The sequence below is a fragment of the Sulfuritalea hydrogenivorans sk43H genome, assembly GCF_000828635.1.
GTDB lineage: Bacteria > Pseudomonadota > Gammaproteobacteria > Burkholderiales > Rhodocyclaceae > Sulfuritalea > Sulfuritalea hydrogenivorans.
Window position 1 is genome coordinate 745,014 of record NZ_AP012547.1, and the last position, 20,838, is coordinate 765,851.

Sequence of the window (20,838 nt, forward strand, 5' to 3'; positions counted from 1 at the left end):
AATCATATTGCGCAATGTGAATTGTTGTTTTACAATGCGAAACAAACGCGGTGTGCCGAATCATGAACTAGGTCTATGCTGCGCAAAAGAAGTCTGTCCGGATAACACCCGGCAGACTCCGACAACTCTCAAAAGGAGGAGACCCGATGTCCGCTGCGCCCCAACTTGTCCCACCCGACGCCGACCCGCAGGAAACCCGCGAATGGCTCGACGCACTGGAAGCCGTGATCGCGCACGAAGGCCCCGAACGCGCCCATTTCCTGCTCGAACAACTGATTGCGCTGGGTCACCAGACCGGCATCAACATGCCCTACAGCGCCAACACCGACTACATCAACACGATTCCGGCCGACCAGCAGCCGATCACGCCGGGCGACTACGAGCTGGAGCAGAAGATCCGCGACTATGCCCGCTGGAATGCCATGGTGATGGTGCTGCGCGCCAACAAGGACGACTCCGGCCTCGGCGGCCATATCGCCAGCTATGCCTCGGCGGCGACGCTCTATGACATCGGCTTCAATCACTTCTGGCACGCGCCGTCCGAAACCCACGGCGGCGACCTGGTGTTGTCGCAGGGGCATTCGGCCACCGGTACCTATGCGCGCGCTTTCATGCTCGGCCGCCTGACCGAAGAGCAGATGGACAACTTCCGCCGCGAAGTCGATGGCAAGGGCCTGTCCTCCTACCCGCATCCCTGGCTGATGCCGGATTTCTGGCAGTTCCCCACGGTGTCGATGGGTCTGGGGCCTTTGCAGGCGATCTACCAGGCGCGCTTCATGAAGTATCTCCAGCATCGCGAACTGATCCCCACCGACAGCCGCAAGGTGTGGGCCTTCATGGGCGACGGCGAGATGGACGAGCCGGAATCGATGGGCGCCATCGGCATGGCCGGGCGCGAACGGCTGGACAACCTGATCTTCGTCATCAACTGCAACCTGCAACGGCTCGATGGCCCGGTGCGCGGCAACGGCAAGATCATCCAGGAGCTCGAATCCGATTTCCGCGGCGCGGGCTGGAACGTGATCAAGGTGATCTGGGGCAGCTATTGGGATCCGCTGCTGGCGCAGGACAAGACCGGGCTGCTGCAGAAACGCATGATGGAATGCGTGGACGGCGATTACCAGACCTTCAAGTCGAAGGATGGCGCCTATGTGCGCCAGCACTTCTTCGGCAAGTATCCGGAGCTGCTGAAGATGGTGTCGACCTGGTCCGACGACGACATCTGGCGCCTGAACCGCGGCGGACATGATCCGCACAAGGTCTACGCGGCCTACGCCGCGGCGGTGGCGCACACGGGGCAGCCGACGGTGATCCTGGCCAAGACCATCAAGGGTTACGGCATGGGCGAAGCCGGCGAGGCGCAGAACATCACTCACCAGCAGAAGAAGATGGGCACCACCTCGGTCAAGGCCTTCCGCGACCGCTTCAAGCTGCCGGTGAAAGATGAAGACCTGGAGAAGCTGCCCTACCTGACTTTTCCCGAAGGCTCGCAGGAACTCAACTACATGCGCGAACGGCGCATGGCGCTGGGCGGCTACCTGCCGGCGCGCCGGCGCAAGGCGGAATCATTGCCGGTGCCGCCCCTGTCGGCCTTCGACGCCTTGCTGAAGGCCGGCGGCGAGGGCCGCGAGTTCTCCACCACGATGTCTTTCGTGCGCGGCCTCAACGTCATGCTGAAAGACAAGATCATCGGCCGCCGCGTGGTGCCGATCGTGGTCGACGAATCGCGCACCTTTGGCATGGAGGGCCTGTTCCGCCAGATCGGCATCTGGAACCAGGACGGGCAGAACTACGTGCCGCAGGACGCCGACCAGATGATGTTCTACAAGGAAACCAGGAACGGGCAGATCCTGCAGGAAGGCATCAACGAAGCCGGCGCCATGGCCGACTGGATTGCCGCCGGCACCAGTTATTCGACGCACGGCGTGCAGATGATTCCGGTCTATGTCTGCTACTCGATGTTCGGCATGCAGCGCACCCTGGACCTGGTGTGGGCCGCGGGCGACCAGCGCGCGCGGGGCTTCCTGGTCGGCGGCACGGCCGGGCGCACCACGCTCAACGGCGAAGGCTTGCAGCACGAGGACGGCCATTCGCAGGTGCTGGCCGGCACCGTGCCCAACTGCGTTTCCTACGACCCGACCTTCGCCTACGAAGTCGCCGTGATCATGCAGGACGGCCTGCGCCGCATGGTCACCGAGCAGGAGGACGTGTTCTATTACCTGACGGTGATGAACGAGAACTACGAGCATCCGGCGATGCCGGCCGATGCCGCGCCGGACATCCTCAAGGGCATGTACCAGTTTGCCAAGGGCGCCGCGTCGAACGGGCCGCGAGTGCAACTGCTCGGCTCCGGCACCATCTTCATGGAAGCGATTGCCGCTGCGGATTTGCTCAAGAAAGACTGGGGCGTCGAGGCCGACCTGTGGTCCTGCCCGAGCTTCAACGAGCTGGCGCGCGACGGGCAGGATTGCGCGCGCTGGAACCTGCTGCACCCGACCGAGAAGCCGCGCGTGCCGCATGTTGCGGCCTGTCTCGCGGAAACGCGGGGGCCTGTCATCGCCGCCACCGACTACATCCGCGTCTTCGCCGAGCAGATCCGTGCGCTGGTGCCGCGCCATTACACGGTGCTGGGCACCGATGGTTTCGGCCGCTCGGACACGCGCGAAAAGCTGCGCCATTTCTTCGAGGTGGATCGCCACTGGATCGCCGTGGCCGCACTTTCCGCCCTGGCCGACGACGGGCAGTTGAAGCGGGAAAAGGTGGCCGAGGCTCTGGCGAAATACAAGCTCGATCCGAACAAGCCCAATCCGGTAAAGGTGTAAGCCATGAGCATAGTTGAGGTAAGGGTTCCGGACATCGGCGACTTCAAGGATGTGCCGGTGATCGAAGTGCTGGTCAAGGTCGGCGACACGATCAAGGCCGAGGATTCGCTGGTGACGCTGGAATCGGACAAGGCGACCATGGACGTGCCCTCGCCCGTATCGGGCGTGGTCACCGAACTGAAGCTGAAGGTCGGCGACAAGGTGGCGGAAGGCACGCTGGTCGCGCTGATCGATTCTGCGGGCACTGCCACGGGAGTCGGCGCTGGCGGTACGGCGATTGCGGTGCCGTCGGCAGCTCCAGTGGCAACTCCGAAAGCAGCCGCACCCGATGCGGCGCCCGCTGCAGCGCGCTCCGTCGCCACCCCGCTGGGGTCGAGTGACTCGAACGCCGATTTCCGTCCGGGTGACACCGAGCTGATTCCCGTCCAGCCCCGCGTTTCCATGCCCACGCCGGCCGATCGGCTGCCCGGCCATGCGGCCCACGCCAGCCCGTCGGTGCGCCGCTTCGCGCGCGAACTCGGTGTCGATGTCGCCAGGGTGCCGGGCAGCGGTCCGAAAGGACGCATCCTGCAAAGCGATGTGCAGGCCTGGGTCAAGGGCGTCATCAGTGGCGCGACGCCATCAACCACTCCCGCCGCGAGTTCGGGGGGGGGCCTCGATCTCTTGCCCTGGCCCAAGATCGACTTCGCCAAATTCGGTGCCATCGAGGTGCAGCCGCTGTCGCGCATCAAGAAGATTTCCGGCGCCAACCTGTCGCGCAACTGGGCCATGATTCCGGCCGTCACTTATCACGAGGACGCCGACATCACCGACCTCGAAGCCTTCCGTTTGCAGATCAACAAGGAAAACGAAAAGGGCGGGGGCGCCAAGCTGACCATGCTCGCCTTCCTGATCAAGGCTTGCGTCAAGGCAATGCAGAAGTACCCCGAGTTCAACTCGTCCATCGACGGCGACAATCTGGTGATGAAGAAGTATTTCAACATCGGCTTCGCCGCCGACACGCCGAATGGCCTCGTGGTGCCGGTGATCAAGAACGCCGAGAATAAGGGCGTGTTCGATCTGGCGCGCGAATCCGGCGAACTGGCGAAGCAGGCGCGCGAAGGCAAGATGAAGCCCGCCGACATGCAGGGCGCCTGCTTCACCATCTCCAGCGTCGGCGGCATCGGCGGCACCGGCTTCGCGCCGATCGTCAATGCGCCGGAAGTGGCGATCCTCGGCGTCAGCAAGTCGGCCATGAAGCCGGTGTGGGACGGCAAGGCTTTCGTGCCGCGCCTGATCCTGCCGCTGTCGCTCACGGCGGACCATCGCGTGATCGACGGCGCGCTGGCGACTCGCTTCAATGTCTATCTGGCGCAACTGCTGGCCGACATGCGCAGGAGCATGCTGTGACGACACTCACCGTAGTCAAGAAGGGCGATACGGTCGCCATCGCCGCCGATGGTCTGACGACGTTTGGCGACACGCGGCTGGCGCGCAGCTACAAGGGCGAGCACGACAAGATCCTCAGCATCGCCGGTTCATGGATCGGCATCTGCGGTTCCTCGGCGCACCACCTTGTGCTGCAAAGCGCGTTCTCCAAACTGGAGGACGTCAAGCTCGGTTCGCGCATGGAAGTGTACGAGACCTTTCGCCGCCTGCATCCGATCCTCAAGGAGCACGCCTTCCTCAATCCGAAGGAGGACGAGGACGATCCCTACGAGAGTTCGCAGATCCAGGCGCTGATCGCCAACAGCTCGGGCATTTACGGTATTTATTCGTATCGCGAGGTGTTCGAGTTCGACCGCGTCTGGGCCGCCGGTTCCGGCCGCAGCTTCGCGCTGGGCGCGATGCATGCGCTTTACGACAGCGGTTTGTCGGCGCCGGAGATTGCACGGGCCGGCGTCGCCGCGGGCATCGAATTCGATACCTCGTCCGGGCCGCCGATCGTGGTCCATGAGGTCAAGCTGGAAGGAAAGCGCGATGAGTGACAGCGTTGAAGTGAAAGTCCCCGACATCGGCGACTTCAAGGATGTGCCGGTCATCGAAGTGCTGGTCAAGGTCGGCGACACGGTCAAGGCCGAGGATTCGCTGATCACGCTCGAATCGGACAAGGCGACGATGGACGTGCCCTCGCCGGTCTCGGGTGTGGTGACCGAAGTGAAGGTCAAGGTCGGCGACAAGGTCGCGGAAGGTACGCTGGTGGTGCTGATTGCGAGTGCAGCCGCTACAGCCATACCGGCACCGGCTGCGCCGACTGCCGCCGTGCCGCCAGCGCCGACTCCCGTGCCGGCCCCCGTTGCCGCTGCCGGAACATTCGCCGGCAAGGCCGACCTCGAATGCGAAATGCTGGTGCTCGGCGCCGGCCCCGGCGGCTATTCGGCGGCGTTCCGCGCCGCCGACCTCGGCATGAGAACCGTCATCGTCGAACGCTACGCGACATTGGGCGGTGTCTGCCTCAATGTCGGCTGCATTCCGTCGAAGGCGTTGCTGCATGTCGCCGCCGTGATGGAGGAAGCAGCGCACGCCGCCGATCTCGGCGTCAGCTTCGCCGCGCCCAAGGTCGATCTCGACAAGCTGCGCGCGCACAAGGAAAAAGTGGTCGGCAAGCTGACCGGGGGACTGACCGGGATGGCCAAAGCGCGCAAGGTCGAGACCGTGCGCGGCTACGGCCACTTCCTCGATGCCAATCATCTCGAAGTCGAGGAGACCACCGGCGCAGCGCAGGACAAGAGCGGCGGCAAGAAGGTGATTCGTTTCCAGAAGTGCATCATCGCCGCGGGCAGCGCGGCCTTCCATCTGCCCTTCATTCCGCGCGACCCGCGCATCGTCGATTCCACCGGCGCGCTGGAGCTGCCCACATTCAACAATGCGCTGCCGAAAAAAATGCTGGTCATCGGTGGCGGCATCATCGGCCTCGAAATGGCCACGGTGTATTCGACGCTGGGTGCGAAAGTCGACGTCGTCGAAATGCTCGACGGCCTGATGCAGGGGCCGGACCGCGACCTGGTTAAAGCCTGGGAAAAGCAGAATGCGAAGCGCTTCGACAAGCTGATGCTGAAGACGAAGACCGTTGCCGTCGAGGCCAAACCCGACGGCCTCTGGGTCAGCTTCGAAGGCGAGCAGGCGCCGGCGGAAGTGCAGCGCTACGACATGATCCTGCAATCCGCCGGCCGCGCGCCGAATGGCAAGAAGATCGGCGCCGAGCAGGCGGGCGTGGCGGTGAGCGAGCGCGGCTTCATTCCGGTCGATTCGCAGATGCGCACCAACGTGCCGCATATCTTCGCCATCGGCGACATCGTCGGCCAGCCGATGCTGGCGCACAAGGCGGTGCATGAGGCGCACGTCGCGGCCGAAGCGGCGGCGGGCCAGAAGAGCCATTTCGACGCGTCGGTGATCCCGGGTGTCGCCTACACACATCCCGAGGTGGCCTGGGTCGGCGTCGGCGAAGACGAGGCGAAGAAGGCGGGTCGCAAGGTCAGCAGCGCGAAGTTCCCCTGGGCGGCCTCGGGCCGGGCGATCGCCAACGGCGCCGAGTACGGTTTCACCAAGCTGGTGTTCGATGAAGAAACGCATCGCGTGATCGGCGGCGGCATCGTCGGTCCCAACGCCGGCGACATGATCGGCGAAATCGCGCTGGCCATCGAGATGGGCGCCGACGCGGTGGACATCGGCAAAACCATCCATCCGCATCCGACCCTGGGTGAAACCATCGGCATGGCGGCCGAGGTGGCGCACGGTTCCTGCACCGACCTGCCGCCGCTGCGCAAGCGGTAAAATTCGCTCCGTCATGTCCCCGCGGGAGGCGGGGACGGCATCCCCTTGCGGGAGAACAACGGAGCGAAAAGATGACCCAGGATGAACTGAAGCAGGCCGTGGCCCGTGCCGCGCGCGACTATGTGGCTGACCGGCTTCCGGTCGGGGCAATACTGGGAGTCGGCACCGGCTCCACGGCGAATTTCTTCATCGACGAGATTGCCGCCATCAAGGACCGCATCGGCGGAACCATCGCCAGTTCCGAGGCCACGGCGAAGCGGCTTGAGGGCCACGGCATCCGCGTGCTCGACCTCAACGGCATCGACGCCATCGGCATTTACGTCGATGGCGCGGACGAGATCGATGCCAGCATGGCCATGGTGAAGGGCGGTGGCGGCGCGCTGACGCGCGAGAAGATCGTGGCGGCGGTGGCAAAGACCTTCGTCTGCATCTGCGACGCGTCGAAGCGGGTGCCGGTCATGGGCCGCTTTCCGCTGCCGGTGGAAGTGATCCCCATGGCCAGCGCCTACGTCAGTCGCGAGCTGGAGAAGCTGGGCGGCAAGCCGAAACTGCGCGAGGGCATGGTTACCGACAACGGCAACCTGATCCTCGACGTGCATGGCCTGTCGATCACCGATCCGGTCGGCCTCGAAGCGCACATCAACCAGATCGTCGGCGTCGTCACCAACGGCCTGTTCGCGCAGCGCGGCGCGGACGTATTGCTGCTCGCCGCGGCGGACGGCGTGCAGACTTACACCCGCTGAAATAAATCCTTCACATGCCTTCGTTATAGTGTCAGGATTGCAGACAGGAGTGGCGGCATGAATCAGGAACACATCAGCCGGCAGTTTGATGCCGATCTCGAAGGCCTGCGCACGCGCGTGCTGGCGATGGGCGGCCTCGTCGAACAGCAATTGATCCGCGCCATGCAAGGCCTGAAATCGGGCGACATGGCGCAGATCGAGCAGGTGATCGCGACCGACCGGCAGGTCAACCGGCATGAAGTCGAACTCGACGAGGCCTGCAACAACGTCATTGCCCGGCGCCAGCCGGCGGCGGTCGACCTGCGCATGATCATGACCGTGGTGAAGACCATCACCGATCTCGAGCGCATCGGCGACGAAGCCAAGAAGATCGCCAAAATGGCGCGCGACATTCACCGCGGGGACACCCGCGTCGTGCCGCGCGTCGATCTGGATCCGCCGGCGGAGATCGCGGTGGCCATGCTGCGCAAGGCGCTCGATGCCTTTGCCCGCCTCGACGTGAATGCGTCGGCCGAGGTGGTGCGCCAGGATCGCGAAGTCGATTCCGCCTACAAGGCAGCGGCGCGCCAGCTCATCACTTTCATGATGGAAGACCCGCGCACGATCTCAAGCTCGCTCGACCTGCTGTTCGTCGCCCGGTCGATCGAGCGCATCGGCGATCATGCGAAGAACATTTCCGAGTATGTCGTCTATCTGGTCAAGGGGCGCGACGTGCGCCACATCGGGCTGGAGGCGATGGAACAGGAAGTCGCCCGCCCGCTCGGGAATCCCTGATTTTCGCGCTCAGCGCGGCGGGACGTAGCCGCCGACCTGGTCCGCGCCATCGCCGAAGAAGTGCTTCTGCACCTGCTCGGCCAGATACTTCCGGTGCTGGGCGTCGGCGAGGCTCAGGCGGTTCTCGTTGATGATCATCGTCTGCAGCTTGATCCATTGCTGCCATGCTTCCTTGGAGACGTTCTCATAGAGTTTCCGGCCCATTTCGCCGGGCATGGGAGGCAGGTCGAGGCCTTCGGCCTCGCGTCCGAGCTTGATGCAATTGACCATGCGTGCCACAGTGTTTCCTTTCGCAAATATGAATGGCGTAAGTGTACATTGAGTTTCGTCTCGTGGTTTGGGTATCCGTATTTGCGCCAACCGTTTGCGACAGGAGCCCTCGATGGCACTCATTCATCTGATTTATGTCAGCACGGCCTTCCGTGAGCCGGGCACGGACGATCTCGACAGGATTCTCGAATCCGCCATACGCCGCAACACCGCGCTGAACGTGACGGGCATGCTGCTCTACGCCGACGGCAGTTTCATGCAGGTGCTCGAAGGCGAGGCTGCCGCCGTGGATGAGGTCTTCGCGCGTGTGGAAAATGATGCCCGCCACACCGGCATTTTCCTGATCGAACGGGCGCCGATCGACGAACGCAGCTTCGACACGTGGAGCATGGGCTTCAAACGCCTCGCCGCGCGCGAAGCCGCCGCCCATCCTGCCTATGCGCCATTCTTCGAGCGCGGCTTCGATGCGGCCCGGATCGGCGCCCACCCGGGTCTGGCCTTCGATATGCTGATCGATTTCAGTCGCCGCCAGCGCGCGATTCCGCCCGGCTGAATCGCGACGAAGCCGGGCTGCCCGGCCACGGCCACGCCGGCGATGCCGGCAACCAAAACAAGAGACCATTCGTCGACCGTTGCTGCCGTTTCGCCAGCGCCGACTTTTCGCGCCGCGCCGCGGCTGCGCCTCAAGCGGGTGAGCGATGCTCGCCCAGCAGCGCCGCGCGAGTGACCGGATTCTTCAACTGTGCCAGCCACCATTGCAGCGCCCGACCCTGGCCGGGACGCTCGCTCTTGCGCCAGGCGTAACTGACCTGGATCTGCCGTTCGGATCGCTCCATGCGTTTGGCCACCAGCCTGCCGGAGTCGATGTAGGGTTGCGCCAGTGGGGTCGGCAGGAAGCCGACGCCGAGGCCCCTGATCTGGGCATCCAGCTTGGCCGGCATGCCCGCTACCGTGAACACGTCCTGGCCCGCCAGCAGCCCGATGGTGAGGCCGCCGCCGCGCTGGATGGAATCGGCCACCGCCACCACCCGGTGCTGGCGAATGGTTTCGTCGCTCAGCGGCTCCGGGTGTTTTGCCAGCGGGTGGTGGGGTGCCACGGCAAACGTGAAATTCACGCCGCCGAGTGCTTCGCGATGCAGGCCGGCCGTGGTGCTCGCATGCATGATGGCGCCGAGCGCCAGATCGGCCTGTCCGGAGGTCAGCGCTTCCAGCGTGCCGGAGAGGGTTTCGTCGCGCAGCTTGAGCCGGGTCGGCGGCTTCAGCGATAAGAATTCCGCGCAGAGTTCCATCACCGTGGCGCGACTGATGATGCTGTCCACCGCAATCGTGAACTGCGATTCCCAGCCGGTGGCTACGCGCCTGACGCGATTGGCCACGGCGTCGATGTCGGCGAGCAGGCGCGTGCCTTCGCGCAGCAGTTCGGCGCCGGCTTCGGTGATGCGGGCCTGGCGCGAACCGCGGTCGAACAGCAGGACGTCCAGCGCGTCTTCCATCTGCCGCACGCGATAGGTCAGCGCGCTGGGCACCATGTTGCTGGAGCGGGCCGCCGCGGCGAAGCTTCCGCTTTCGGCGATGGTTTGCAGCATGGCCAGGGCAGCGGGCGTCAATACGTCGCGTGGTGTGGTCATATGGCTTCCGTAAATTCAATTTATTTGAATGATGCCATCAAACCGGCAGGCTCTGGAAGGGCTCGATGGTTCCTAGACTGCATTCCATCGACAGAAAGGAGTTCCAGTCATGCTTGTCCTTCGCAAATCCCGGGATCGCGGCCATGCCGACCACGGCTGGCTCAAGAGCCATCACTCGTTTTCGTTTGCCGGCTATTACGACCCGGCCCATGTCGGCTGGGGCAACCTGCGCGTCATCAACGAAGACCGCATCGCGCCGGGAACCGGCTTTGGCCGGCACGGCCACCGCGACATGGAAATCATCAGCTACGTACTGGCCGGCGAACTCGCCCACCAGGACAGCATGGGCAACGTCAAGGGCATCCCGCCCGGTGACGTGCAGCGCATGAGCGCCGGCAGCGGCGTGATGCACAGCGAGTTCAACCACGCCCGGGACCAGACCACGCATTTCCTGCAAATCTGGATCGAGCCCCGGGTGAAAGGCATCCCGCCGTGCTATGAGCAGAAGACCGTGCCAGTCGCACAGAAGCGCGGCGCCCTGCGCCTGGTGGCTTCACCGGACGGCGCGGCGGATTCGGTCACGATCAATGCCGATGCGTCGCTCTATGCCGGCTTGTTCGATGGCGACGAGAGCGCGCACCTGGCGCTCGATCCGGCGCGGAAAGCCTATGTGCATCTTGTCCGCGGTACGCTGGAAGTCAATGGCCTGCGCATCGACACGGGCGATGCCGTCCTGCTCGAAAACGAACACCGTGTCGAACTGCGCCAGGGCACCGATGCCGAGGTGCTGGTATTCGATCTGGCTGCCTGAGTGCTTACCCCCCGTTCATTCACTTCATCCGACACAAGGAGCATCAAAATGGCAAACGTAGCGATTGTTTTTCACTCTGGATTCGGTCACACCCGGCGCATGGCGGAGGCGGTCGCCGCGGGCGCCGGCGCAACGCTGGTCGCCATCGACGCCGAAGGCAACCTGCCAGAGGGCGGTTGGGACACCCTCAAGGCCGCTGATGCAATCATCATGGGCAGTCCGACCTACATGGGCAGCGTCAGCTGGCAGTTCAAGAAGTTCGCCGATGCGTCTTCCAAGCCCTGGTTCAGCCAGCAGTGGAAGGACAAGCTGTTCGCCGGTTTCACCAACAGCGCCACCATGAACGGCGACAAGCTGTCGACGCTGCATTACCTGTTCACCCTGGCCATGCAGCACAGCGGCATCTGGGTCGGCACCGGCATGTTGCCGAGCAACTCCAAAGCGGCACAGCGCAACGACGTGAATTACGTCGGCTCCTTCAGCGGCGCGATGGCGCAATCGCCCTCGGACGCCAGTCCCGACGAGATGCTTCCCGGCGATCTGGAAACCGCGAGGTTGTTCGGCAAGCGCGTGGCCGAAACAGCCGTCAGATTGAAGGGCTGATCCGCTCCCGGCGTGGCGTCGCTCTACAGTGCCTTGACCAGCACCTTCGACCGCCGCTGCAGGTTGTAGAGTTCGCGCCGGGCTTCCGGCAGGGCATCGACGCCGGCTTCGACGAAGCCGCGCTCGATGAACCAGTGCGCGGTGCGCGTGGTCAGCACGAACAGGCGCTTCAGCTTGAGCTTTTTGGCGCGGGCTTCGATGTGGCTGCGCAACTGGTCGCCGTAGCCGCTGCGGCGAAAGTCCGGCATCACGGCGAGGCAGGCCAGTTCCGCCGACTTCTCGGTCGAGAACGGATAGAGTGCCGCGCAGCCGACGATGACACCGTCGTGTTCCACCACCGAGAAGCGGGTGATTTCCATTTCCAGCCGCTCGCGGCCGCGCTTGACCAGGGTGCCGTCGGCTTCCAGCGGTTCGATCAGGCCCAGTATCGCCCCGACGTCGTCGATCGTCGCGTCGCGCAGCAGCGCCAGCGGCGCGCTCGTCATGACGGTGCCGACGCCGTCGCGGGTGAAGAATTCCATGAGCATGGCACCGTCGGCGCGGGCGTCGAGGAAGTGCACGCGGCCGATGCCGGAGCGGCAGGCGCGGATGGCGCTGGGCAGGACGCGGGCGATTTCGGGCGCCTGCAGGTTCAGGTTGCGGCCGGCCAGTTTCTGCGCCTCGTCGGCGGTGAGGGCGTCGATAAGTGCGCCCTTGCCGTTGACCAGCCCCGGCGCGTCGCACAGATAGATCAGCTTGTCGGCGCCGATGGACACGGCCACGGCCTCGGCCGCCTCTTCCCAGGCCAGGTTGAAGATTTCGCCGGTGGGCGAGGCGCCGATGGGCGTGATCAGCACCACGTTTTCCTGGGCGAGGTCGGCCTGGATTTCCTCGGCGATGACCTTGCGGATCGCCCCGGTGTATTGGAAGTCGATGCCGTCGACCACGCCGACCGGGCGCGCGGTAATGAAGTTGCCGCCGGTGACGCGCAGGAAGGCGCCTGCCATGGGCGTGTTGGGCAGCCCCTGCGAGAGCAGCGCTTCGATTTCGATGCGGGTCACGCCCATCGCGCGCTTGACGCATTCCAGCGCTGCCGCGTCGGTGACGCGCAGGCCCTTGTGGAACTTCGGCACGAGGCCGCGCGCATGCATTTCGGCATCGATCTGCGGCCGCGCCCCGTGCACCAGCACCAGACGGATGCCCATGCTGTCCAGCAGTGCAATGTCATGGATCAGCGCCTGCGCCGCGCCCGCCTCGAGCACTTCGCCGCCGAAGGCGATGACGAAGGTGCGGCCGCGAAAGGCGTGGATGTAAGGCGCCGCCTGGCGCACCCAGGCGACCAGGCGGGTGTCGGTGTCGGGCTGGCTGCTGCGGGTTTCAAGGGTCATGTAGCGGTCTTGCCTTTCCTCGGCCTGGCGGGTTTGACGGCGGGCGGCGCCTTGGGCCGCGCCGGCGTTTTCGGCGCCGGCTTCGCAGCCCTGGGCGGCGGCGCTTTGGGCGCGGGTGGCGGCGCCTTGACGGCCTTCGCCGGCTTGTCCGCCTTCTTTACCTTGCCGGCCTTTTTGCCTTTGTCGTCCTTGTCCTTGGGCGCCTTTTCGGGCTTGGACTGCGGCACCGGCCTGCCTTCCAGTTCGGCTTCGAGGCGTTCGCAAATCGTGCGCAGGATTTTCACCCGGGCATAACCCTTGTCATTGGCCTCGACCAGGGTCCACGGTGCGGTACCCGTGCTGGTGCGGTCGACCATGTCGCAGATGGCCTGCTGGTAAGGATCCCATTTCTCGCGGTTGCGCCAGTCTTCTTCGGTGATCTTGAAGCGCTTGAACTCGATCTTCTCGCGCTCCTTGAAGCGCTTCAACTGTTCTTCCTGGCTGATCTGCAGCCAGAATTTGCAGACAATGACGCCGGCATCGGCGAGGTCGTGCTCGAAATCGTTGATTTCGGTATAGGCGCGCAACCAATCGGCCTCGGCGCAGAAGCCCTCGACGCGCTCGACCAGCACCCGGCCGTACCAGGTGCGGTCGAAAATCGCCACCCGGCCGTTGCGCGGAATGTGCCGCCAGAAACGCCACAGGTAGGGCTGGGCGCGCTCTTCCTCGGTCGGCGCGGCGACCGGAATGATCTGGTAGTCGCGCGCATCCATCGCGGCGGTGATGCGGCGGATGGCGCCACCCTTGCCGGCGGCATCCGCCCCTTCGAAGGCGCAGACCAGCGAACGGCCCTTGAAGCGCGGGTCGCGCACCAGTTCGGACAGCTTGCCCTGCCATTTCGCCAGTTGCTCGTCGTAGTCCTTTTCGCTCAGCGCGTGCTTGAGGTTGAGTTCGGACAGCACGTTGCGCCCGTCGATGTTCACGCGTATCGGCGGCGCCACCGGTGTGGCCTGTTTGCCGGCATCGGACAGGCGCTGGCGGATCGCTTCGAGCAGGATCTTGCCGGTGGTCATCGAGCGGTAGCGGTCGTCCTCGCCTTCGATGATGATCCACGGCGCCCAAGGCGTATTCGACATGCGCAACACATGGCCGACGACATCCTGCAGCTTGTCATAGGTTTTCAGGCGTTCCCAGTTCCACTTGGTGACCCGCCAGGCCGTTTTCGGGTCCTTTTCCAGCGCCTTCAGGCGGCGCTTCTGGCCGTCCTTGGTCAGGTGGAACCAGAACTTCAGCACCAGCGCGCCTTCATTGACCAGCATGGCCTCGAAGCGGTTGATCTGGTCGATGCGCGCATCCATGTCCGCCTTGCTCATGCCGCCGTCGAGCCGGTCGTGGATCGGGCTCGAATACCAGGAGCCGGCGAACACGCCGATGCGGCCCTTGGGCGGCAACGCGCGCCAGTAGCGCCACATGAAAGGCCGCGAGCGCTCTTCGTCGCTCGGCGCCGAAAACGCCAGGGTCGAGATGAAGCGCGGGTCCATCCACTCGTAGAGGATATTGATGGTCTCGCCCTTGCCGGCGCCGTCCTGGCCGCTGACCAGCACGACCACCGGAATCTTGCCGTTCTCCTTGAGGTCGTACTGCGCATCCTGCAATGCCGCGCGCAAGGCGGGCACCGCCTTCTTGTAGGTGTCCTTGTCGATCTTGTGACCGATTTCCGCAGATTCGAACATCACCAATCCCCCCAAAGTGCCATCATCGCCGCCAAGGCGCCGAGTCCGGCGGTTTCCGTGCGCAGTACGCGCGGTCCCAGTCCGATGGCATGAAAGCCGGCAGCCCGCGCCGCCAGCAATTCGCCTTCTTCAAAACCGCCCTCCGGGCCTACCAGCAGGCAGATCGGCCCTTCGGGAGCCGTGAGGTCGCGCAACGACCCGGTCGCTTCGGGCGCACAGACGAAGCGTAGCCCATTCTCCTGCGCTGCGATGCCAAGGTATTGCGGCAGATCAAGAATTGGTGCGACGGTCGGGACGCGATTGCGGCCGGATTGCTCGCAGGCGGCGATGGCGATGTTGCGCCAATGCTCCACGCGGCGCTCCGCGCGTTCGCCGGAAAGCCTGACCAGGCTCCGCTTCGCGGCCACCGGCTGGATCCGCCGCACCCCCAGTTCGACCGCCTTTTGCACCACGAAATCCATCTTGTCGCTGGCGGGCAGGCCCTGCACCAGCGTCAGGGCCAGCGGCGGCTCGCAGTCGATGTCGTCGAATTCGTCCAGCGTCGCGCGCAGGGCCTTGCCGGCCGGGTGCAGCGTGGCGCGCCACTGGCCGCCGCGTCCGTCGAACAGGATCGCCGTATCGCCGGCGCCGACTCGCAGGACCTTCAGCGCGTGGTGGGCCGCCTCGGGGGCCAGTTCCACGGTGGCGCCGGGGTGCAGCGGGAAAGGACAGAAGAATCTGGGTATCATGTTTTCATTATCGCCAATATTTGGAGGCAACGCATGGTCAGCCTTTCTCCGCCGGTATGCGACTTCGGCCGTCCGGCGCCCGATTTCGACCTGCCGGGGGTGGATGGCCGGCGTCATACGCTGGCCAGTGCGCGCGGTCCGAAAGGATTGCTGGTGATGTTCATCTGCAATCACTGTCCCTATGTCAAGGCGGTGATCCAGCGCATCGTGCGCGATACAACCGAACTTGCCGCGCTCGGCGTCGGCAGCATCGCCATCATGAGCAACGACCCGACCGACTATCCGGAGGATTCCTGGCAGAACATGGAGCGGATCGCGCACGAGCTGGAATTCCCTTTTCCCTACGTACTGGACCAGACGCAGGCGGTGGCGCAGGCCTACGGCGCGGTGTGCACTCCGGATTTCTTCGGTTACAACGACAGGCTGGAATTGCAATACCGCGGCCGGCTTGACGAGTCGCGCAAGGAAACCGCTGCGGCTGGCGTCCGCCGTGACCTGTTCGAGGCGATGCGGCAGGTGGCGCTGACCGGTCAGGGGCCGCCGCGGCAGATAGCCGGCATCGGCTGTTCGATCAAGTGGCGAAGCTCGTGAGGCGGGCCCTGATGGCCGTTGCCGCATGGATGATCGCCACATCCGCCGCGGCTGACGACAACGTGTTGCTGATCCAGATGCAGCCGGGCGGCCGCTACCTGGTCTGGCATACCGAAGGCGAAAGCCGGATTACGGACGACGAAGCGATGGAACTCGAATTCACCGCCCGGCCTGGCGGCGGCGCCGAAATGCAGACCAGCGCCGGCCCGGCTCGCGCCCATGAAACCAGTGACGGGGTGACGATTCGCCTTTCCGCGGCAAAAGAGGACAACGCCCTGCTGATCGATCGCGACAACTGCGGCCACATTCGCCTGTGGCATGCCGCCGGCGCCACCAATTTGCCGGAGGATCAGATTACCGACATCGTCATGAGCGCGCTGCCCGGCGGCGGCAAACGACTGACCGTCGGCAGCTACCACGTCAAGGCTTTCATCACCACACTGGGCGTCACCGCGACGCTCTGGAAGGCTCCGGCCAAATAGCCGGCCGGCGTTGCCCGTCAGCGTTCCGGTGCCGCGGCCTTCGGCGCCTGCTTGCCGACCTGTGCCTCGATCAGCCGCGAGCCTTCGCTGTCCATGAAGCCGACAAAGGCGGTCGCCGCCGGCATCAGCCGCTTGTCGGTGCGATAGACCAGGCGCCATTGGCGCATCACCGGCGTGCCGGTGACGTTCAGCTTGACCAGGCGGCCGACCGAGCGTTCCAGGCCGATGGTGTGCTCCGAAATGAAGGACAGGCCGAGGCCCGCCATCACGGCCTGCTTGATGGTTTCATTGCTGCCCAGTTCCATGATGGCGCCGGCGGTCACGCCATGTTCTTCGAGGAAACGCTCCAGCGCGCTGCGCGTGCCCGAGCCGGGTTCGCGGATCAGCAGGGTTTCCTCCGCCAGCCGCTTCGGCTCGATGCGGCGCTTTTCCGCCAGCGGGTGGTCGGGTGCCGCAATGAACACCAGCGGATGCTCGGCAAAGACCTTGGCCACGGTCTCGAATTCGCTCGGCGGCGTGCCCATGATGGCCAGGTCGATGTCGTTCTCCGCCAGATGGCGCACGACGGTGCCGCGGTTGTTGACCGTCAGTTGCAGCTCGACGCCCGGATGCCGGCGGCGGAATTCGGCGAGCAGCGACGGCGCGAAATACTTGGCCGTGCTGACCACCCCGATCTTCAGGCGGCCGGATTCGACGCCTTTTAGCGCCGCCAGCGCCTCACCGGCTTCGCGCAACTGTTCGGCGATGCGCCGCGCCTGGCTCGCCACTTCCTCGCCGGCAGCGGTGAGGCGCACTTTCTTGCCCGCCTGTTCGGTCAATGGCAGGCCGGCCTGCTCTTCCAGCGCCTGAACCTGCATCGATACGGCGGGCTGCGTCAGGTGGAGTTCTTCCGCGGCACGCGAAAACGAGAGGTGGCGCGCGACCGCCTCGAATATCTTCAACTGGCGCAGGGTGACGTTCTTCATGGTGGAGTAGGTGTTTGTGAATGCTTGCCGAGAAAAACCTCGAGTTCGTCCGCCGGCAGCGGACGCGAGAAATGAAAGCCCTGAAATTCGTCGCAGTCGGCGCTTTTCAGCAGGGCGAGCTGCTCGGCCGTTTCGACCCCTTCGGCGACTACCGTGAGCCCCAGGCTGTGGGCGAGTGCAATGGTTCCGCGGACAATGGCGACGTCGTTCTGGTCATGCGCGATACCCGCCACGAAGGAACGGTCGATCTTGAGATGGTCGAAGGGCAGGCGCTTGAGGTAGGCCAGGGATGAATAGCCGGTGCCGAAGTCATCGATGGCAAGCGCGATGCCCATGTCGCGCAATTCGCCGAGCAGGCGGGAAGCCCTTTCCGGATTTTCCATGGCCATGGTTTCCGTGACCTCGAATTCCAGCAGGGCGGCCGGCAGGCGGCTGTCCTGCAGCACCGCCGCGATCTGGCCCGGCAGGCCGGCCAGGCGCAACTGCCGCGCGGAAAGGTTGATCGCCACGGAGGGCATCTCGATGCCCGCTTTCTGCCATGCAACCAGCTGAGCGGCGGCAGTTGCCAAGACCCACTCGCCGATCAGGATGATCAGGTCGCTTTCCTCGGCGATCGGGATGAATCGGCCCGGCGGCTGGAGGCCATGGCCGGGTCGGTTCCAGCGGATCAGCGCCTCGACTCCGGTCACCCGTCCGTTCCGATCGAGGCGCGGCTGGTAGTGAAGCGCGAACTGGTCGAGCTTCAGCGCATCGCGCAACTGGCGCTCGATGTCGAGCCGCTCCATCGCCGCGCGATTCATTTCCGGCGAGAAGAACTGGAAGCCGTTGCGGCCCATGTCCTTGGCGTGATACATCGCGGTATCGGCATACTTCATGACGGTATCGACGTCCCTGCCGTCCTGCGGGTAGAGGCTGACGCCGATCGAGGGCGTGCTGTGCAGGGTGTTGCCATCGATCAGGTAGGGCTCGGAAAGCGTCTTCAGGATGTTACCCGCCAGTGTCGCGGCGACATCCGGCGTTTCCAGCGCCGGCAGTACCACGACGAACTCGTCGCCGCCGTGCCGCGCCACGGTATCCGAGGACCTCACGGTTTGCCGCAGGCGGCGCGCCACTTCGATCAGCAGCAGGTCGCCGACGTGGTGACCGAGCGTGTCGTTGATGGTCTTGAAGCGGTCGAGGTCGAGAAACATCACCGCGACGCTGCGCTGGTTGCGGTTGGCTTCGGCGATCGATTGCTCCAGCCGCGCTTCCAGCGCCATGCGATTGGGCAGCGTGGTCAGCGGATCGTGATGGGCGAGATGGTGGATGTGCTCCTCGGCCTGTTTGCGTTCCGTGATGTCGGAAAAGATCGCCACGTAGTGCATCCGGCCGGCATCCTCGCGATCGCGCACGACGTTGATGGTCATCCATTTTGGATAGATTTCGCCGGTCTTGCGCCGATCCCAGACCTCGCCCTCCCAGAAATCGCCCTCCTGCAGCGCCTGCCACATCCGCTCGAAAAATTCCGCGTTGTGCAGGCCGGAGGCGAGGAACTTCGGATCGCGGCCCAGAACCTCGCTTTCACCGTAGCCGGAAATCCTGACGAAGGACTCGTTGACCGAAATGATCCGGTTCTCGCTGTCGGTAATCACGATCGCCACGGGGCTGTGGTCGAACACCTGCTCGGTCAGGCGCAGGCGTTCTTCGGTGCGCTTGCGCTCGGTCACGTCGAAATCGGCTCCGATCAGGCGCAATGTCCTGCCTGAAGCGTCCCGCACGATGTGGTTGTGTACCTCCAGATGGCGTATCTCGCCGTCGGGCCGCACAATCCGGTAAGACAGCTTGAAATCGGCTTCCTTCGCGCGCAGCATCGCGATGATCCGGGCCAGGGTCTGTTCCCGGTCTTCGGGATGCAGATAGTCGGTCCAGTCGTTGAAGCGGTTGTTTCTGCCGTTCGGAGAAACGCCGAAAATTTCGAACACCCGCGCATCCGCCAGCAGTTTGTCTTCTTTTGCGTCCCAGTCGAAAATGCCGAGTCCCACTGTTTTCAGGGCCAGCGAAAAGCGCTCGTGCAGATGCAGGAGCTCCCGCTCGGCCTGCTTGCGCGCGGTGACGTCGGTATAGATCGTGATGAAGCCGCCGTCCGGCAGGGGCGCGCCGCGAATCTCCAGCACGCTTCCGTTCGGGCGCTCGCGTTCGAACATGTGGGCAACGGGATGGCGCGCACGTTCGAGGGTCTCCGCGATTTTCTGCTCGAGGTTTTTGTCGCCGTACTCGCCGCGCGCTGCGTTGTAGCGGATGAAGGATTCGAATGACGGCTGCGGATCGACAAACAACTCGTCGGGCATTTCCAGCAACTGCTTGAACAGCTGGTTGCAGGCGATCATGCGCAGATCGCCATTGACAACGCTGACGCCTCCCGGCATGTTGTCGAGGATGCTCTGCAATACCGCGTTGCTGCGCCGGATTTCCAGTTCCGCCTGCTTGCGGTCGGTGATGTCGGTATAGGTGGTGATGAAGCCGGCGATCCTGCCGTCGAGATGAAACGGCTTGCCCACGACGAGGTGGGTGCGGCCGCTGGCACGCGTTCGCTCGAAACTGTGCGGTTCGAACTTCAGGGCCAGTTCGCGGCGCTGCCGTACCTGTTCTTCGGGGTCGCCGGGGCCATAGTCGCCGCGTTGCGCCGGGATGCGGATCAGATCCTCGAATGCCACGCCCCTGACCACGATTTCGTGTGGCAGTTCCAGCACGTCGACCATGCCCTCGTTCCAGACCAGCAGCTTGAGTCGGTCGTCGAAGACGCTGATGCCCTGCGGCAGGTTGCCAAGGATGTTTTCGAGCAGGGCCGACTGGCGGCGCAACTCGGCTTCGACGGTGGTTCGCGCCGCAATTTCAGCGTTGAGCCGGAGGTTGGCGTCGGCCATTTCCTTGATGCGGGCCTGCTGGTCCCGCAGCAGCGATTCCAGCCTGCGGTGCATCTGGCCGACCTGCGTGAGCATCATCGCGGCCATCGCGGCAAAGGTGGTCAGCGCGGCGACCCAGCTGAAGGGGCTGCCGACGAACGACTTCAGGTCATAGGAGTAAACCAGGTTTCCGCTGATCGCCAGGGTCGCCACGACGGTCATCGTCGCCCCCGCGGCGATCGCGGCCGCCATGCCGCCGCGCGGCCCGTAGAAGGTGGCGGCGATGATGCACAGCGTAAGGTACAGCGGCGCCGAGTTGCCGATGAAGCCGTAAATGAGGTAGCCGAACGTGCCGCCCAGGTACAGCGCCATCAGCAGGATCGCGGCCAGCCACTGGGCGCCGATGCGCTTGCGCAGGACGTAGACGGTCAGGAACGAGAGATAAAGGACGCTGTGGGGAATGCTGAGCGAGTTGCCCAGGTCCAGGTTGCGCGACATGTTGCCCAGCATCAGCACCGTGCCCGCAACCATGCCGACGGAGTAGGTGGTCATCACCACCTCTTCGCGGACCGACTTCATCAGGCTGGATGCGTCGCTGAAAATCGCTGCCATCTCTCCCCCTGTCATTCCCGACGGTCGCTGCGCCATCGTTTTTGTTCATCTTATCACTGTCATAAGAAAGCATTACTGTCACTTATGGGTGGCTC

Annotated in this window: 18 protein-coding genes; 11 read left to right on the top strand and 7 right to left on the bottom strand. The window is 64.3% G+C overall.

Features of this window, described 5'->3' with window-relative positions:
- Positions 1 to 146: 146 nt before the first annotated feature.
- The 6 genes from aceE to phoU all read left to right on the top strand — a co-directional run bounded on the left by aceE (position 147) and on the right by phoU (position 8,092).
- Positions 147 to 2,822, top strand: coding sequence for a pyruvate dehydrogenase (acetyl-transferring), homodimeric type (gene aceE, locus SUTH_RS03670; RefSeq protein ID WP_041097176.1), 2,676 nt, complete (start codon positions 147 to 149; stop codon positions 2,820 to 2,822).
- 3 nt (positions 2,823 to 2,825) lie between these two features.
- A complete protein-coding gene (aceF, locus tag SUTH_RS03675; RefSeq protein WP_070099324.1) occupies positions 2,826 to 4,211 on the top strand; it encodes a dihydrolipoyllysine-residue acetyltransferase in 1,386 nt (461 codons plus the stop codon).
- Complete coding sequence (locus SUTH_RS03680; RefSeq protein ID WP_041097177.1) at positions 4,208 to 4,789, top strand: MFS transporter; 582 nt, start codon at positions 4,208 to 4,210, stop codon at positions 4,787 to 4,789. The genes aceF and SUTH_RS03680 overlap by 4 nt, the downstream gene beginning before the upstream one ends.
- Complete coding sequence (gene lpdA / locus SUTH_RS03685) at positions 4,782 to 6,575, top strand: dihydrolipoyl dehydrogenase (RefSeq protein ID WP_041097179.1); 1,794 nt, start codon at positions 4,782 to 4,784, stop codon at positions 6,573 to 6,575. Before SUTH_RS03680 ends, lpdA begins: the two co-directional genes overlap by 8 nt.
- Before the next feature lie 71 nt (positions 6,576 to 6,646).
- On the top strand, positions 6,647 to 7,318 hold the full coding sequence (rpiA, locus tag SUTH_RS03690) for a ribose-5-phosphate isomerase RpiA (protein ID WP_041097181.1): 672 nt from the start codon (positions 6,647 to 6,649) through the stop codon (positions 7,316 to 7,318).
- 57 nt (positions 7,319 to 7,375) lie between these two features.
- Positions 7,376 to 8,092: a phosphate signaling complex protein PhoU gene (gene phoU / locus SUTH_RS03695; protein ID WP_041097183.1), complete on the top strand. Its 717-nt coding sequence runs from the start codon at positions 7,376 to 7,378 to the stop codon at positions 8,090 to 8,092.
- Positions 8,093 to 8,101: 9 nt separating this feature from the next.
- Here phoU and SUTH_RS03700 read toward each other — a convergent pair whose 3' ends face one another.
- Positions 8,102 to 8,371: an oxidative damage protection protein gene (locus tag SUTH_RS03700; protein ID WP_041097185.1), complete on the bottom strand. Its 270-nt coding sequence runs from the start codon at positions 8,369 to 8,371 to the stop codon at positions 8,102 to 8,104.
- 103 nt (positions 8,372 to 8,474) lie between these two features.
- On the opposite strand from SUTH_RS03700, the gene SUTH_RS03705 reads away from it, so the two are divergent.
- Positions 8,475 to 8,915 (top strand): BLUF domain-containing protein, encoded by a 441-nt coding sequence (locus tag SUTH_RS03705; RefSeq protein WP_041097187.1) that lies wholly within the window; start codon positions 8,475 to 8,477, stop codon positions 8,913 to 8,915.
- 130 nt (positions 8,916 to 9,045) lie between these two features.
- Here the strand turns inward: SUTH_RS03705 and SUTH_RS03710 are convergent, their stop codons facing one another.
- Positions 9,046 to 9,990, bottom strand: a complete 945-nt coding sequence (locus tag SUTH_RS03710) for a LysR family transcriptional regulator (RefSeq protein WP_041097189.1) — start codon at positions 9,988 to 9,990, stop codon at positions 9,046 to 9,048.
- Between the two features lie 109 nt (positions 9,991 to 10,099).
- Between SUTH_RS03710 and SUTH_RS03715 the strand changes: the two genes are divergently transcribed.
- Together SUTH_RS03715 and SUTH_RS03720 are read left to right on the top strand one after the other, a co-directional pair.
- Positions 10,100 to 10,801: a pirin family protein gene (locus tag SUTH_RS03715; RefSeq protein ID WP_041097191.1), complete on the top strand. Its 702-nt coding sequence runs from the start codon at positions 10,100 to 10,102 to the stop codon at positions 10,799 to 10,801.
- Between the two features lie 48 nt (positions 10,802 to 10,849).
- The gene (locus SUTH_RS03720; protein ID WP_041097193.1) at positions 10,850 to 11,404 is read left to right on the top strand and encodes a flavodoxin family protein; all 555 of its coding nucleotides are present in this window, start codon (positions 10,850 to 10,852) and stop codon (positions 11,402 to 11,404) included.
- A 23-nt stretch (positions 11,405 to 11,427) separates the two neighbouring features.
- Here SUTH_RS03720 and argA read toward each other — a convergent pair whose 3' ends face one another.
- Genes argA through SUTH_RS03735 form a run of 3 tightly spaced genes read right to left on the bottom strand, consistent with a single transcriptional unit; the run spans position 11,428 to position 15,211 of the window.
- Entirely contained in the window at positions 11,428 to 12,771 is a 1,344-nt protein-coding gene (gene argA, locus SUTH_RS03725; protein ID WP_052473176.1) for an amino-acid N-acetyltransferase, read from the bottom strand.
- Complete coding sequence (gene pap, locus SUTH_RS03730) at positions 12,768 to 14,483, bottom strand: polyphosphate:AMP phosphotransferase (RefSeq protein ID WP_084207242.1); 1,716 nt, start codon at positions 14,481 to 14,483, stop codon at positions 12,768 to 12,770. Before pap ends, argA begins: the two co-directional genes overlap by 4 nt.
- Positions 14,483 to 15,211: a 16S rRNA (uracil(1498)-N(3))-methyltransferase gene (locus SUTH_RS03735; protein ID WP_041097195.1), complete on the bottom strand. Its 729-nt coding sequence runs from the start codon at positions 15,209 to 15,211 to the stop codon at positions 14,483 to 14,485. The genes pap and SUTH_RS03735 overlap by 1 nt, the downstream gene beginning before the upstream one ends.
- 33 nt (positions 15,212 to 15,244) lie before the next feature.
- On the opposite strand from SUTH_RS03735, the gene SUTH_RS03740 reads away from it, so the two are divergent.
- Positions 15,245 to 15,802 carry a thioredoxin family protein gene (locus tag SUTH_RS03740; RefSeq protein WP_041097197.1) on the top strand — a complete coding sequence of 186 codons (558 nt, stop codon included), beginning with the start codon at positions 15,245 to 15,247 and terminating at the stop codon, positions 15,800 to 15,802.
- 11 nt (positions 15,803 to 15,813) lie between these two features.
- Positions 15,814 to 16,284: a hypothetical protein gene (locus tag SUTH_RS03745; RefSeq protein WP_148312843.1), complete on the top strand. Its 471-nt coding sequence runs from the start codon at positions 15,814 to 15,816 to the stop codon at positions 16,282 to 16,284.
- Positions 16,285 to 16,301: 17 nt separating this feature from the next.
- On the opposite strand, the gene SUTH_RS03750 is transcribed toward SUTH_RS03745, so the two are convergent.
- On the bottom strand, positions 16,302 to 17,249 hold the full coding sequence (locus tag SUTH_RS03750; protein WP_041097200.1) for a LysR family transcriptional regulator: 948 nt from the start codon (positions 17,247 to 17,249) through the stop codon (positions 16,302 to 16,304).
- On the bottom strand, positions 17,246 to 20,743 hold the full coding sequence (locus SUTH_RS18260) for an EAL domain-containing protein (protein WP_052473178.1): 3,498 nt from the start codon (positions 20,741 to 20,743) through the stop codon (positions 17,246 to 17,248). The genes SUTH_RS03750 and SUTH_RS18260 overlap by 4 nt, the downstream gene beginning before the upstream one ends.
- Between the last annotated feature and the right edge of the window lie 95 nt (positions 20,744 to 20,838).

Bases quoted from the DNA above. Each gene is read 5' to 3' on its own strand.
- SUTH_RS03705 (WP_041097187.1), top strand. From the start codon at position 8,475: ATGGCACTCATTCATCTGATTTATGTCAGCACGGCCTTCCGTGAGCCG.
- phoU (WP_041097183.1), top strand. From the start codon at position 7,376: ATGAATCAGGAACACATCAGCCGGCAGTTTGATGCCGATCTCGAAGGC.
- SUTH_RS03750 (WP_041097200.1), bottom strand. From the start codon at position 17,249: ATGAAGAACGTCACCCTGCGCCAGTTGAAGATATTCGAGGCGGTCGCG.
- SUTH_RS03745 (WP_148312843.1), top strand. From the start codon at position 15,814: ATGGCCGTTGCCGCATGGATGATCGCCACATCCGCCGCGGCTGACGAC.
- rpiA (WP_041097181.1), top strand. From the start codon at position 6,647: ATGACCCAGGATGAACTGAAGCAGGCCGTGGCCCGTGCCGCGCGCGAC.
- SUTH_RS03740 (WP_041097197.1), top strand. From the start codon at position 15,245: ATGGTCAGCCTTTCTCCGCCGGTATGCGACTTCGGCCGTCCGGCGCCC.
- SUTH_RS03720 (WP_041097193.1), top strand. From the start codon at position 10,850: ATGGCAAACGTAGCGATTGTTTTTCACTCTGGATTCGGTCACACCCGG.
- pap (WP_084207242.1), bottom strand. From the start codon at position 14,483: ATGTTCGAATCTGCGGAAATCGGTCACAAGATCGACAAGGACACCTAC.
- argA (WP_052473176.1), bottom strand. From the start codon at position 12,771: ATGACCCTTGAAACCCGCAGCAGCCAGCCCGACACCGACACCCGCCTG.
- SUTH_RS03715 (WP_041097191.1), top strand. From the start codon at position 10,100: ATGCTTGTCCTTCGCAAATCCCGGGATCGCGGCCATGCCGACCACGGC.
- SUTH_RS03735 (WP_041097195.1), bottom strand. From the start codon at position 15,211: ATGATACCCAGATTCTTCTGTCCTTTCCCGCTGCACCCCGGCGCCACC.
- aceF (WP_070099324.1), top strand. From the start codon at position 2,826: ATGAGCATAGTTGAGGTAAGGGTTCCGGACATCGGCGACTTCAAGGAT.
- SUTH_RS18260 (WP_052473178.1), bottom strand. From the start codon at position 20,743: ATGGCAGCGATTTTCAGCGACGCATCCAGCCTGATGAAGTCGGTCCGC.
- SUTH_RS03710 (WP_041097189.1), bottom strand. From the start codon at position 9,990: ATGACCACACCACGCGACGTATTGACGCCCGCTGCCCTGGCCATGCTG.
- aceE (WP_041097176.1), top strand. From the start codon at position 147: ATGTCCGCTGCGCCCCAACTTGTCCCACCCGACGCCGACCCGCAGGAA.
- lpdA (WP_041097179.1), top strand. From the start codon at position 4,782: ATGAGTGACAGCGTTGAAGTGAAAGTCCCCGACATCGGCGACTTCAAG.